Genomic DNA, 15,468 nt, shown 5'->3' on the forward strand with positions numbered 1-15,468 from the left:
GAAGTAAATAAAGATAGTCAAGTTTTAAATGAGCAATGTTAAGGTATAGAAACTATTAAATTATTATATGGCAACTTCATTGCCGTGCCGCTTATTGTGCTTATGTGATCGAGAGGATACTTTTGCGCTCCAAACTCCTACCCCTGACCTTGCTGCTGTTGATCCAGGGCGCTTACGCCCAGCAACCGACCGCCGGCAGCCAGCTGCAGCAGATTCCCGTCGCGCCGCAGTTGCCGAAAGCGGCGCCCGCGATTCGCGTGCAGCGCGGCGATGTGCCGGCCGCCGCCGTCGGCGACAGCACCCGCATCAAGGTCGAGCGCCTGCAAGTGGCCGCGCCGCCGGTGTTTGCCGAAAGCGAGCTGGTCGCCGCCAGCGGCTTCGTGCCGGGCAGCGAGCTGACCCTGACGGAACTGCGCGGCTTGGCCAGCAAGATTGCCAGTCATTACCAGACGCGTGGCTATTTCCTGGCCCAGGCGTATCTGCCGGCGCAGGACATCAAGGATGGCGTGGTGCAGATCACCGTGATGCCGGGCCAGTACGGCCAAGTGCAGCTGCGTAACAAGAGCAATCTGTCCGACGGCCTGGCCGGCAATATCCTGGCGGGCCTCGATGGCGAAGTGGTCGCCACCGCGCCGCTGGAACGCCGTTTGCTGCTGCTGTCGGACCTGCCGGGCGTGCAGGTCAGCTCGACCCTGGCGCCGGGCGCCTCCTTGGGCGCTTCCGACCTGATCGTCGACGTGCAGCCCGGCGCGCGCTTCAACGGCAGCGTCGATGTCGACAACCAGGGCAACCGCTACACGGGGCGCAACCGCATCGGCGCCACCGTCAATATCAATGAGCTGGCCGGCATCGGCGACGTCGCCACCGTGCGCGCGTTCACCTCGACCGACGGCCTGAACTATGTGCGCGCCGCCTACCAGGGCCAGGCCGGCCTGCTGCGCCTGGGCACCGCCTACACCCATATGGACTACAAACTGGGCAAGGAATTTGCCGTGCTGGAAGCGAAGGGCACGGCAAAAATTGCCAGCGTGTATGGCAGCTACCCCTTGATCCGCGCGCGCGCCGGTAGCCTGTACGCGCAAGTGAACTACGACAGCAAGGATTTGCAGGACAAGACCGAATCGACCGGCAGCGTGAATGACAAGAAAGCCAAGATCTGGCTGTTCAATCTGAATGGCGACAGCAAGGATGCTTTCGGTGGCGGCGGCATCAGCAATTATTCGCTGACCTATACCACCGGCAAAATCGACATCGAAACGCCGGTGGCGCGCCTGATCGACATGCTGACGGTGGACACCCACGGCAGCTTCCACAAGCTGGGCCTGACGGCCTCGCGCCTGCAAAGCCTGGGTGGCGAGACCAGCTTCTTCGGCATCGTCAACGCGCAAACGGCGTCGAAAAACCTCGACGCCTCGGAAAAAATGGGCCTGGGCGGCGTCGGTGGCGTGCGCGCCTATCCGGGCGGCGAGGCATATGGCGACCAGGGTTATGTGCTGAACCTGGAACTGCGGCAAAACCTGCCGGCCTTCACCGCCGTGGCCGGCCAGCTGCAACTGATCGGCTTTGCCGATACGGGCACGGTCAAGCTCAACCGCCATGCCTGGAGCGCGGGCGAAAACCGCCGCACCTTGAGCGGCGCCGGCGTCGGCGTCTCCTGGACCGGCGCCAATGCGCTGATCGTCAAGGCGTATTACGCGCACAAGCTGGGCAATGCCAAGGCGACCTCCGCACCGGATTCCGCCGGCCGCTTCTGGTTGCAAGCAGTCAAGTATTTCTGATCTAACATCGACACGTTCACACTTCAGGACCCGCCATGAATCGCATCTACCGCTCCATCTGGAACCAGGCCACTGGCGCCTACGCAGCTGTTTCCGAAAACGTCAAATCGGCCGGGAAGCGCTCGATGCCCGGCAGTGCCGGCGGCGGCGCGCATTTGGCCTTGACCAGCATGGCGGCGGCGCTGATGCTGGGCTACGGCAGTCTGGCGCTGGCGGGGCCGACGGGTGGCACGGTGGTGGCGGGCCAGGCGAACATTACCGGCGCGCCGGGCTCGACGGTGATCAAGCAGGGCAGCCAGAATGCGGTGATCAACTGGGCCAACTTCAATATCAACCAGGGCGAGTCGGTACAGTTCGTGCAGCCGAACAGCCATGCGGTGGCCTTGAACCGGGTGCTGGGCAATGATGGCACCACGATTCTGGGCAACCTGTCGGCCAACGGCAAGGTGTTTATCGTCAACCCGAACGGCATCCTGTTTGGCCAGGGCGCGTCCGTGAATACGGCCGGCCTGGTGGCCTCCACGCTCGATATCAATAACGCCGACTTCATGGCGGGCAATTACAAATTTTCCGGCAATGGTGCTGGCCGTGTGCTGAACCAGGGGTCGATCAGCGCGCCGGGCGGCTATGTGGCCTTGCTGGGCGCGAATGTGTCGAACGAGGGCACGATCAATGCCCGCTTGGGTTCGGTGGCGCTGGCGGCGGGCCGCGCCATCACGCTGGACGTGGCCGGCGATGGTTTGCTGAACGTGGCGGTGGACCAGGGGGCGGTGGGCGCGCTGGTGCAAAATGGCGGCCTGATCCAGGCCGATGGCGGCAGCGTGCTGCTCACGGCCCAGGCCGCCGGCGATCTCTTGAGAACCGTGGTCAACAACACCGGCGTGATCGAGGCGCACACCATCGACACGCGCGGCGGCAGCATCAAATTGCTGGGCGATATGCAGACCGGCACCGTCAACGCGGCCGGCACGCTGGACGCCAGCGCGCCGGACGGCGGCAATGGCGGCTTTATCGAAACCTCGGCCGCCAAGGTCAAGATGGCCGATGCGCTGAAGATCAGCACCTCGGCGGTGGCAGGCAAGGGCCTGACCGGCACCTGGCTGATCGATCCGACCGACTTCACGATTGCCGCTTCCGGCGGCGACCAGACCGGCGCGTTCTACACGAATGCGCTGAAGACCACCGACGTGCATATCGAGACGGTCGCCAGTGACACAGGCCTGGGCAATATCAATGTCAACGACACGATTTTGTGGTCGGCCAACCAGCTCAAGCTGACGGCGCACAATAATATCAATATCAATGCGCCGCTGCGCGGTTCGGGCACGGCCACCCTGGCGCTGCGCTATGGCCAGAGCGCGCCGGCTGCCGGCAACCTGGCGACCTATAACGTGAAGGCCGAGATCGACCTGCCGTCCGGCAAGAACTTCAGCACCTTGCTGGGCATCGATGGCGCGACGACGGTGTATACGGTGGTCAACAGCCTGGGCGCCGCCGGCAGCATGACCGGCACCGATCTGCAAGGCTTGCGTAACGTACTCGGCGAAAATATCGTGCTGGGCGCGAATATCGATGCCAGCATCACGGCGAACACGGGAATCTGGGGCGCCAACGGCTTTGCGCCGATCGGCTCCGCCGCCACGCCATTCACCGGCCAGTTCGACGGCCTGGGCCATACCATCCATGGTCTGAGCATTACCAATACCACGGCGGGCGGCCTTGCCGCGCTGTTCGGCGCGACCAGCTCCACGGCCAGCGTGCGCAACGTCGGCTTGGCGAACGTTGCCATTACCGGCAATATCGCCAGCGGCGCATATGGCCAGACGGCGGCCCTGGTGGGTATCAATAGCGGCATCATCAGCAACGCGTTTGTCGGCAGCGGCACGGTATCGGGCATAGAAAGGACACATACCGGTGGCCTGGTGGCACTCAATCAAGGCACCATTACCGACAGCTACAATAATGCCGCAGTGTCCCTGACCGGAACCAGTAATACTGGTGGCTGGCTGGGTGGCCTGGTGGGCGAGGCCGAAGCCACCAGCAATATCACCAACAGTTATAACAGCGGCAGCGTAACCGGCCTGATCGCAACAGGCGGGCTGGTCGGCAACAACAAGGGCAGTATCAGCAACAGTTTCAATTCAGGCGTGATAACAGGCAGAAACGATGTCGGTGGACTGGTTGTCCACAATCGGGCCGGCGGCGTCATTACCAACAGCTACAATACCGGCGCCGTCTCCGGCGGCGCCTTTGTGGGGGGGCTGGTGTCGCAGACGTATACCAACGGTAGCGGGTTCGCCGCTTCCGTGACCAGCAACAGTTATTCCACCGGTACCGTTACCGCCCAGGGCCTGGGTGTCGCCTCTTCGGCCAACACCGCCACCGGTGGCCTGATCGGCGCCAACAAGGGCGTGCTCTCCGACAGTTACGCGACCGGCGCAGTGATAGGCGCCAGCGGCTCGACGGTGGGCACCAATAGCGGGGTGGGCGGGGTGGTCGGCTTGCTCGGCGTAGCGGGCAATGTCGCCAGGGTGTATTCGTCCGGCACAGTGAGCCTGAAATCTGGCGCCACCGGCACGATGGGCGGCGTGGTCGGCTTGATCAGCGCGACTACGGGTACGCTCGCCAACGGCTTTTACAATACGACCGTGAATCCGGCCATCGCGGAGGTCGGCACCAATACCATCGGCGGGACAGTCTCGGTGACCAGGGGACTGACGTCGTCAGAAATGCAGACCGGATCGAATTTCGAGGGCTTCAATTTCACGACCAAGGCTGGCGCAACCGGCAACAACTGGGTGATGGTCAATACCGACGGCACGCTCAACGGCGCGGGCAACAAGACCGGCGCCACCGGGCCGATGCTGTCGGCCGAGTACAGCACCAATATCTACTCCTCGCACCAGTTGCAGCTGATGGCGATGAACCTGGCCGGCAACTACACGCTAAAGCAGGATATCAACGCCGCCAGCACCGGCACCACCGGCGATGTGTGGAACGGCGCCACCTTTGTACCGGTCGGCGCCAGCACCAGCACCCCGTTTACCGGCACCTTCGACGGCACCGGCCATGTCATTTCCGGCCTGGTCATCAACCGTCCCGGCACGAATTCCGCCGGCCTGTTCGGCGCCACGTCCAGCACCGCGATCGTGCGCAATGTCGGCCTGGAAGGCGGCAGCATTACCGGCATGGATGCCACCGGCGCCCTGGTCGGCAGCAATCTGGGTCGCGTCAGCGGCAGCTACAGCACCGCCAGCGTGACGGGCGGCACCCAGGTCGGCGGCCTGGTCGGCTCGAACCTCACGGGAGGTACCGTCACCAACAGCTACGCCAGCGGCGCCGTCACCGGCACCGGCACTCTCGGCGGCCTGGTCGGCACGAACAACGGCACGCTGACCAACAACTATGCCAGCGGCACTGTCACCGGCGGCATTACCCTGGGTGGTGTGACGGGCTCCAACAACGGCACCGCCAGCGGCAATTTCTGGGATACCACCACCAGCAACCTGGCGACCAACGCCAATGCCAGCGGCATCGGCACCGGCTTGAGCACCGCGCAAATGAAATTGCTGTCCGTCTACACCGGCGCGGGCTGGGATCTGACCAGCACGTGGATCGTCTACGACACCAATACCTATCCCTTGCTGCGCGCCTTCATGACGCCGCTGCAGGTGACGTTTGCCGCGAACGCCAGCAAAACCTATAACGCCACCACCACCGGCTGGACGGCGCCGGGCGTGACCAGTTCAAACTCGGTGGTCTATGCGGCGCTGCAAGGCACCCTGAACTATGGCGCCGCGGGCACCGCCGTCAACGCCGGCACCTACGCCATTACGGCCGGCGGCCTGTATTCGGGCCAGCGCGGCTATGCCATCAACAGCAGCGCGGCGACGCTGACCATTAACAAGCGGGCCGCGACGCTGACCGGCGCGGTGGTCCAGGATCGCGCGTATGACGGCACCACCACGGCCACTATCCAGGGCGGTACCCTGAGCGGCATCCTGACGGTGGACAAAGGCAAGGTCACGGCCACCGGCGGCAACTTTGACACCAGTAACGCTGGCACCGGCAAGACCGTGACGCTGGTCGGTAGCGGCACCGCCGGCGGCAATTACACGATCACGGGCAGCGGAGCAGGCCTGACCGGCACGATCACGCCGAAAGCGCTTTCCCTGTCCGGCTTGGCCGTCACCAGCCGGGCCTACGATGGCAGCTTGCTGGCCAGCCTGACGGGCGGCACGCTGAGCGGCCTGGTCGGCAGCGAAACGCTGACGCTCGGCGCGTCCAGCGGTACCTACGACAACGCGAATGCCGGCACCGGCAAGGCGGTGACCGTCACGCTTGGCGCGCTGGGCAACGACACCGGCCTGGCCAGCAATTACACGCTCGCCGCACCGACCGGCATCACGGGCACGGTCACGCCCAAGGTCCTGACCGTGGGCGGCGTGACGGCGGGTGATAAAGTCTATGACGGCCTCACAAGCGCCATCCTCGGCGGCGGCACCCTCAGTGGCCTGGTCGACAAGGAAACGCTGACCGCGGTCAACAGCGGTGTATTTTCCGACAAGAACGTCGCCAATGGCAAGGTCGTCACGGTCACCACGACCCTGAGCAACGGCAACTTCGGCGGCCTGGCCTCGAACTATACGGTCGCCAGTTTTGGCGTGACGGCCAGCATCACCCCCAAAGTCCTGACGGTGACCGGCGCGACGGCTGGCAACAAGGTCTATGACGGCACTACGGCGGCCACCATCAGCGGCGGCGCCCTGAGCGGCATGGTCGGTACGGAAACGGTCAGCCTGGGCGCGCTGGCGGGCAGCTTCGGCAACAAGAATGCCGGCACCGGCAAGGCCGTGACGGTCACCGGCGGCACCTTGAGCAACGGCAGCAACGGCGGCCTGGCCAGCAACTATACGGTCGGCAGCATCACGGGCCTGTCGGCCGATATCACGCAAAAAGCGCTGACGGTCACCGGCGTCACCGTTGGCAGCAAAACCTATGACGGCAACACAAGCGCGACGGTGTCGGGCGGCACGTTGAACGGCCTGGTCGGCGGCGAAACGCTGGGCCTGTCCGGCCAGACGGGCGTGTTTGTCGATCAGAATGCGGGCAATGGCAAGGCCGTGACGGTCAGCGGCGCCACGCTGTCCGATGGCAGCGGCCTGGCCAGCAACTATACGGTCAGCAATGCCACCGGCGTGACCGGCAATATCACGCAAAAAGCGCTGACGGTGGGCGGCGTGACGGCGGCCGACAAGGTCTACGATGGCGGCACGGCGGCCACCGTCAACGGCGGCACCCTGTCCGGCCTGGTCGGCTCGGAAACGCTGGGTCTGTCCAGCCTCTCCGGCGTATTCGGCGACAAGAATGTGGGTAGCGGCAAGACCGTGACGGTCACCGGCGGCGCGCTGTCCGACGGCACTGGCCTGGCCAGCAACTACACGGTCGGCGCGGTGACGGGCCTGCTCGCCAGCATCACGCCCAAGGCGCTGACGCTGAGCGGCGTCTTGGCCAGCGCCAAGGTGTATGACGGCAATACCAAGGCCAGCCTGACGGGCGGCACGTTGAACGGCCTGGTGGGCGGCGAAAGCCTGAGCGTGTCCGGCCTGACCGGTGTATTTGCCGACAAGAACGCCGGCACCGGCAAGGCCGTGACGGTCACCGGCACCACGCTGGTCGATGGCACTGGCCTGGCCAGCAATTATTCGGTCAGCAATCCGACCGGCGTGACGGGCGACATCACGCCCAAAGCCTTGACAGTCAGCGGCCTGGTGGCCGCCAACAAGGTGTATGACGCCACCACCAAGGCCACCGTCACCGGTGGCACCCTGAGTGGCCTGGTCGGCGGGGAAACCCTGGGCCTGTCCGGCCTGAGCGGTACATTTGTCAACAAGAACGCCGGCACCGCCAAGGCGGTCACCATCAGCGGCGCGACGCTGGCCGACGGCACTGGCCTGGCCAGCAACTACACGGTCAGCAACCCGACCGGCGTGACGGCCAATATCAACCAGGCCACCATCAGCTCGGTCACCAATGTGGTGGCCGACAGCAAGGTCTACGATGGCGGCACCAGTGTCACCTTCGGCTCGGCCACGGCCACCTTCAACGGCATGCTCAGCGGCGACAGCCTGGCGATCGGCGCCACCAAGGCCTCGTTCAGCGACAAGAACGCGGGCACTGGCAAGGCGGTTACCATCTCCTTCCTGACCCTGGGCGGTACCGATGCGGGCAACTACCTGCTGGCCAGCAGCACCGCGACCGGTACCGGCACCATCACGCCGAAGGCGCTGACGATCAGCGGCATGTCGGTAACCAACAAAGTCTATGACGGCACCACCAAGGCCACCCTGGCGGGCGGCTCGGTCGTCGGCCTAGTCGGTTCGGAAAACATCGGCGTGACGGGCTTGTCGGCGACGTTTGACGACAAGAACGCCGGTACCGGCAAGACGGCGACGGCCACCGGCGCCACCCTGGTCGACGGCGTCAACGGCGGCCTGGCGGCCAACTACACGATCAGCAATCCGACCGGCCTGCTTGCCAATATCACGCCGAAAGCGTTGACGGTGACGGGCGTGACGGCCACCACGCGCGCTTATGACGGCACCCTGGCGGCCACGCTGTCGGGTGGCAGCCTGAGCGGCCTGGTCAGCGGTGAAACGCTGGTGGTGTCGGGCGGCACCGGCGCGTACGCCGACAAGAACGCGGGCACGGGCAAGGCGGTGACGGTCACGGGCGTCGGCATTGCCGACGGCACGGGCCTGGCCAGCAATTACACGGTCAGCAATCCGACCGGCGTCACCGGCACCATTACGCAGAAGGCCCTGACGGTCACCGGCGCGCTGGCGGCCGACAAAACCTATGACGGCAGTGTCGCCGCCGGTTTGACGGGCGGCACGCTCGACAGCAGCGGCTTTGTCGGCGGTGAAACAGTCAACCTGGCCAGCCTCACCGGCGCGTTCGCCGACAAGAATGCCGGCAGCGGCAAGGCCGTCAGCGTCACCGGCGGCACCTTGTCCAACGGCACCAACGGCGGCCTGGCCAGCAACTACTCGGTCGGCCCTGTCACGGGCCTGACGGCCAGCATCGCGCAAAAAGCCCTGACGGTCAGCGGCCTGGTGGCCGCCAACAAGGTGTATGACGCCACCACCAAGGCCACCGTCACCGGCGGCACCCTGAGCGGCCTGGTCGGCGGCGAAACGCTGAGCCTGTCCGGCCTGAGCGGTACGTTTGTCAACAAGAACGCCGGCACCGCCAAGGCGGTCACCATCAGTGGTGCGACGCTGGCCGACGGCACTGGTCTGGCCAGCAACTACACGGTCAGCAACCCGACCGGCGTGACGGCCAATATCAACCAGGCCACCATCAGCTCGGTGACCAATGTGGTGGCCGACAGCAAGGCCTACGATGGCGGCACCGCTGTCACCTTCGGCTCGGCCACGGCCACCTTCAACGGCATGCTCAGCGGTGACAGCCTGGCGATCGGCGCCACCAAGGCCTCGTTCAGCGACAAGAACGCGGGCACCGGCAAGGCGGTCACCATCTCCTTCCTGACCCTGGGCGGCACCGATGCGGGCAACTACCTGCTGGCCAGCAGCACGGCGACCGGCACCGGCACCATCACGCCGAAGGCACTGACGATCAGCGGCATGTCGGTGATCAACAAAGTCTATGACGGCACCACCAAGGCCACCCTGGCGGGCGGCTCGGTCGTCGGCCTGGTCGGTTCGGAAAACATCGGCGTGACCGGCTTGTCGGCGACGTTTGACGACAAGAACGCCGGCACCGGCAAGACGGCGACGGCCACCGGCGCGTCCCTGGTCAACGGCGTCAACGGCGGCCTGGCCGCCAACTACACGATCAGCAACCCGACCGGCCTGCTTGCCAATATCACGCCGAAAGCCCTGACGGTGACGGGTGTGACGGCGGCCAGCCGCGACTACGATGGCACCAAGGCCGCTGCCCTGAGTGGCGGCAGCCTGAGTGGCGTCGTGACGGGCGAAAGCCTGACGCTGTCGGGCCTGAGCGGCAGTTTTGCCACTCAAAATGCCGGCAATAATATCGTGGTGACAGTCAGCGGCGCGCAGTTGGCCGATGGCGCCAACGGCCTGGCCAGTAATTACACGGTCAGTAATTACACGGTCAGTAATCCGGGCAACGTGGCAGCCAATATCACGCAAAAAGCGCTGACGATCAGCGGCATGAGCGCCAGCGGCAAGGTGTACGACGGAACGTTCGATGCGGTCTTGTCGGGTGGTACCTTGCAGGGTCTGGTGAATGACGAAACCATCACCATCACCGGCAAGACCGGCGTATTTACCGACAAGAACGCCGGCTTGGGCAAAGACGTGCGCGTGCAAACCCTGGAATTGACCAACGGTACTGGATTGGCCAGCAATTATTCCGTCAGCGTGCCGATGGATATGAAGGCCAACATTGCGCAGAAAGAACTGGCGGTCGGTAACGTAACGGCACTCGACAAAATCTATGATGGTACGGTGGGCGCCAGTTTTACGGGCGGTACCCTGTCTGGCTTTGTCAAGGATGAAACGGTCGGCCTGGCTAGCCTGGCCGGCAAGTTTGCCGACCAGAATGCAGGCAGCGGCAAGGACGTGAGTATCACCGGCGGTACCCTGAGCGATGGTGCCAATGGCGGACTGGCCAGTAACTATATCGTCGCCAGCAGTGCCGGCCTGAGCGCCAGCATCAGCCAAAAAGTGTTGACGATAACGGGTGTCACGGCAGGCAACAAGACCTATGACGGTAACGACAAGGCGACGTTGACCGGTGGCGTGTTGAATGGCCTGGTGGGCACGGAAACCTTGAGCCTGTCCGGCCAGAGTGGCGTGTTCAGTGACAAGAATGTGGGCATCGGCAAGGATGTGACGGTCAACGGCGCCACCTTGGGCAATGCGGGTTCTGGCGCCACGGCTGGCCTGGCCAGCAATTACAAGGTCGACAATGCGACCGGCGTCAAAGCCGATATCGCACAGAAAGCAGTGACGGTCAGCGGTGCCACAGCGCTCGACAAGATCTATGACGGCAACACGGTGGCAGCGCTGGCGGGCGGCGCCCTGAATGGCCTGGTGGACGGCGAAACCCTGGCCTTGTCGGCGGCATTTGCCGATAAGAACGCGGCGGCCGGCAAGGCCGTGACGGTTGCTCTCAACGATGGCAGCGGTCTGGCCGGCAACTATGTGCTGAACAATCCGACCGGCCTGACGGCGGCCATCACGCCCAAGGCGCTGACGGTGAGCGGCGTGACGGCAGGCAACAAGACCTACGATGGCACGCGGGCGGCCTCGTTGTCGGGTGGTACCTTGAATGGCCTGGTCGGCACGGAAACCCTGAGCCTGTCTGGCCAGAGTGGCGTGTTCAGTGACAAGAATGCCGGCATAGGCAAGGATGTGACGGTCAGCGGCGCCACCCTGGGCAATGCGGGCTCGGGCGCCACGGCGGGCCTGGCCAGCAACTACACGGTCGGCAATGCGACCGGCGTCAAAGCCGATATCGCGCAGAAACAGCTGACGGTCGGTGGTATTACCGCAGGCAACAAGGTCTACGATGGCGGCACCGCTGCGGCGCTCGATACCGGCAGCGCGACATTCGGCGGCCTGGTCACGGGCGACAGCTTGAATGCCTCGGCCAGTGGCGCCTTCAGCGACAAAAACGCGGCGGCCGGCAAGACCGTCAATATCAGCGGCATCGTGCTCGGTGGCGTGGACGCGGGTAACTACACGCTCGACAGCACCACGGCCACCGCCAAGGCTGACATTACGGCCAAGGCGCTGACGGTGACGGGCCAACTGGCGGGCAACAAGGTCTATGACGGCAATACCGTTGCCAGCCTGTCCGGCGGCGCGCTGAGCGGCCTGGTGGACGGTGAGACATTAGGCATTGCAGGTCAAACTGCCGAGTTCAGCGACAAGAACGCGGCCAATGGCAAAACCGTGACGGTCACCGGCACGACCCTGGTCGATACCTCCACGGGCCTGGCATCGAACTACTCGGTCAGCAACCCGACCGGCTTGACGGCCAGCATTACGGCCAAGGCCTTGACGGTGACGGGCCAGTTGGCCGGCAACAAGGTCTATGACGGCAATGCGCAAGCCAGCCTGTCCGGCGGCGCCTTGAGCGGGCTGGTGGCCGGTGAAACCCTGGGCTTTGGCGGCCAGAGCGCCGTCTTCAGCGACAAGAACGCGGCCAATGGCAAGACGGTGACGGTGACCGGCACGACCCTGGTCGATACCGCCACGGGCCTGGCATCGAACTACTCGGTCAGCAACCCGACTGGCCTGACGGCCAGCATTACGGCCAAGGCGCTGACGGTGACGGGTCAACTGGCGGGCAATAAAGTCTACGACGGCAATACGGTCGCCAGCCTGTCCGGCGGCGCCTTGAACGGCCTGATTGCCGGTGAAACGCTGGGCTTTGGTGGTCAAAACGCCGTGTTCAGCGACAAGAACGCGGCCAATGGCAAGACCGTGACGGTCACCGGCACGACCCTGGTCGATACCGCCACGGGCCTGGCATCGAACTACTCGGTCAGCAACCCGACCGGCTTGACGGCCAGCATTACGGCCAAGGCCTTGACGGTGACCGGCCAACTGGCGGGCAATAAAGTCTATGACGGCAATACCGCGGCGCAATTGTCCGGTGGCACCCTGAGTGGCCTGGTCGCTGGCGAGACCCTGGTGATCGGTGGCCAGAACGCGACGTTTGCCGACAAGAATGCCGGCACCGCCAAGGCCGTGACGGTGACGGGCACGACCCTGGTCGATACCGCCACCGGCCTGGCCAGCAACTATACGGTCAGCAACCCGACCGGCCTGACGGCCAGCATCACGGCCAAGGCCCTGACGGTGACCGGCCAACTGGCTGGCAATAAAGTCTATGACGGCAATACGCAAGCCAGCCTGTCCGGCGGCGCCTTGAGCGGCCTGGTGGCGGGCGAGACGCTGGCCTTCGGCGGCCAGACCGCCGTGTTCAGCGACAAGAACGCGGCCAATGGCAAAGCGGTGACGGTCACCGGCACCACCCTGGTCGATACCGCCACCGGCCTGGCCAGCAACTATACGGTCAGCAACCCGACCGGCTTGACGGCCAGCATCACGGCCAAGGCTTTGACGGTCACGGGCCAACTGGCGGGCAATAAAGTCTATGACGGCAATGCGCAAGCCAGCCTGTCCGGCGGCGCCTTGAGCGGGCTGGTGGCCGGTGAAACGCTGGGCTTTGGCGGCCAGAACGCCGTCTTCAGCGACAAGAACGCGGCCAATGGCAAGACCGTGACGGTCACTGGCACAACCCTGCTCGATACCGCCAACGGCCTGGCCAGCAACTATACGGTCAGCAACCCGACCGGCTTGACGGCCAGCATTACGGCCAAGGCCCTGACGGTGACGGGCCAGCTGGCTGGCAATAAAGTCTATGACGGCACGGCGCAAGCCAGCCTGTCTGGCGGCACCTTGAGCGGCCTGGTCGCTGGTGAAACCCTGGTGATCGGTGGCCAGAACGCAACGTTTGCCGACAAGAACGCCGGCACCGCCAAGGCCGTCACGGTGACGGGCACGACCCTGGTCGACACTAGCACCGGCCTGGCCAGCAACTATACGGTCAGCAATCCGACCGGCCTGACGGCCAGCATCACGCCGAAAACCCTGACGGTGGCCGGTCAATTGGCCACCAACAAGGTGTATGACGGCACGACGGCGGCGCAATTGTCCGGCGGCGTGCTGGCGGGCCTGGTGGCGGGCGAAAGCCTGGGCCTGGCGGGCCAGACGGCGACGTTTGCCGACAAGAACGCGGCCACCGCCAAGGCGGTGACGGTGACCGGCACGACCCTGGTCGATACCAGCACCGGCCTGGCCAGCAACTATACGGTCAGCAATCCGACCGGCTTGACGGCCAGCATCACGCCGGCCAGCCTGCTGGTGCGCGCCACGGGAGCCGCATCGCGCGTGTATGACACCACCACCAACGCCAGCGTGACCCTGGGCGACAACCGTATCGCCGGCGACGTGCTGACCATCAGCAACAGCGGCGCCAGCTTTGCCGACAAGAACGCCGGCGCCAACAAGACGGTGACGGTGAACGGCATTGCGCTCGGCGGCGCGGATGCGGGCAACTATATTGTCAACACGACGGCGACCACCACGGCCAGCATCACGCAGGCGGCGCTGGGGGTCAAGGTGGACAACGCCGAGAAAGACCAGGGCCGCGCCAATCCTGCCTTCACGGCCAGCTACACGGGCTTGCTGGGTGGCGATACACTGGCGAACGAGGTCAGCGGCAATCTGGCCTTCACCACGCCAGCCACCACCGGCTCGCCATCGGGCAGCTATGTGGTGTCGGCGGCCGGCCAGGCATCGACCAACTATGCGCTGACCTACACGCCGGGCGTGCTGACGGTCAATCCGACCGAAGCGCTGCAAAGCGCGGTGGCCAGCGTGATCGCGGCGGTCAATGTGGCGCCATCGCAAGGCAATATGGTGCAGGCCGAGGTGGTGGCGAAAGGGGAAACCGTCGCCAGCAAGGAGGACGCGGTGCAAGTGGCGGTGGAGGGCAGCCAGCCGCAGCAGCAGGGCAGCGCGCCGGTGGTGCAGACGACGGCCTCGGTGAACAGCAATGTGTTGCCGGGCTTGCGCCTGAATGTGATCGATACGGGCCTGCGCTTGCCGGTGGAGACTGGCAGCACCAGCATCGAAAGCCAGTAAGCATGGGCTAGCCGGGCTTGCCGGTTGAAGTGCCGCTTCGCGAACCATGCGAAGCGGCATTTTTTTTGCCGTCCCGCCATCTGCCGGCCATCTATAATCAGCCCATGGACATCTTCAATCTGACAGGAATGCAATGACCCCCAATTTTATCGGCGTGAGCGGCTTGCCGCGTGCGGGTTCCACCCTGATGTGCCAGTTGCTGGCGCAGCATCCGGACGTCCACAGCGAAGGCAACAGTTCCCCCGTATGCAGTGCCCTGCAGAACATGCGGCGCACGATCAGCGACGATCCGTTTTTCCTGTCCCAGCTCGATACCGCTTTCGACGCCAGTTATGCCCACCTGAAGACGGCGATGCAAGGCTTTCTGCGGGGCTGGTACCAGGATTGCGGCAAGCTGGCCGTGGTCGACAAGAACCGCGCCTGGCTGCACGCGGTGGAAATGCTGTTGCAGCTGGCGCCGGAAGCGAAGCTGATCGTCTGCGTGCGTGAACTGGGGCAGGTGTATGGTTCGGTCGAAGCCCAGCACCAGCGCACCATCCTGCTCGACTTTATCGATCACCTGGGCGACTACGACCGGCTGGGCCGGGCCGACATGCTGTTCGCCAAGGACCGCACCATCGGCTCCCCCTTGAACGCCCTGCAGGCGGTGCTGGACTTGCCTTTGGCGGTGCAGCAAAAACTGTATGTGGTGCGTTTCGAGGATTTGATGGCGCGGCCAGGCGAATGCATGTCGCATCTGTATGCCTGGCTGGGTCTGGCGCCGTTCCAGATCGATCCGGACAATCTGCGCGTGGGCTTGCGCGAAAGCGACAGTCACTACCGCATGAAATATACGCACCGGCAATTTGCCAGCATCCGTGCGCCGCAGCCGCATGCGATACCGCCGCGCATCCAGCAGCAGATCGAGAGCGCCTACGGCTGGTTTTACGAGATGTATTATCCGCGCGTCGCCGCAAAGGGCTGACACCAGGCAAAAAAAA

3 protein-coding genes are annotated in these 15,468 nt (G+C 64.5%); all 3 read left to right on the forward strand.

The features are described from left to right. The first annotated feature begins 122 nt into the window (after window positions 1–122). The 3 genes from ACP7B7_RS20520 (at window position 123) to ACP7B7_RS20530 (ending at window position 15,452) form a co-directional block, all read left to right on the forward strand. Entirely contained in the window at window positions 123–1,778 is a 1,656-nt protein-coding gene (locus ACP7B7_RS20520; protein WP_426077893.1) for a ShlB/FhaC/HecB family hemolysin secretion/activation protein, read from the forward strand. 35 nt (window positions 1,779–1,813) lie between these two features. Beyond that, complete coding sequence (locus ACP7B7_RS20525; RefSeq protein ID WP_426077894.1) at window positions 1,814–14,488, forward strand: YDG domain-containing protein; 12,675 nt, start codon at window positions 1,814–1,816, stop codon at window positions 14,486–14,488. Window positions 14,489–14,621: 133 nt separating this feature from the next. Continuing rightward, window positions 14,622–15,452 carry a sulfotransferase family protein gene (locus ACP7B7_RS20530; protein WP_308922175.1) on the forward strand — a complete coding sequence of 277 codons (831 nt, stop codon included), beginning with the start codon at window positions 14,622–14,624 and terminating at the stop codon, window positions 15,450–15,452. Window positions 15,453–15,468 lie beyond the last annotated feature (16 nt).

Origin of the sequence: Janthinobacterium sp. PSPC3-1 (genome assembly GCF_049896105.1) — a bacterium.
GTDB lineage: Bacteria > Pseudomonadota > Gammaproteobacteria > Burkholderiales > Burkholderiaceae_D > Janthinobacterium.

Bases quoted from the DNA above. Each gene is read 5' to 3' on its own strand.
- ACP7B7_RS20530 (WP_308922175.1), top strand. From the start codon at position 14,622: ATGACCCCCAATTTTATCGGCGTGAGCGGCTTGCCGCGTGCGGGTTCC.
- ACP7B7_RS20525 (WP_426077894.1), top strand. From the start codon at position 1,814: ATGAATCGCATCTACCGCTCCATCTGGAACCAGGCCACTGGCGCCTAC.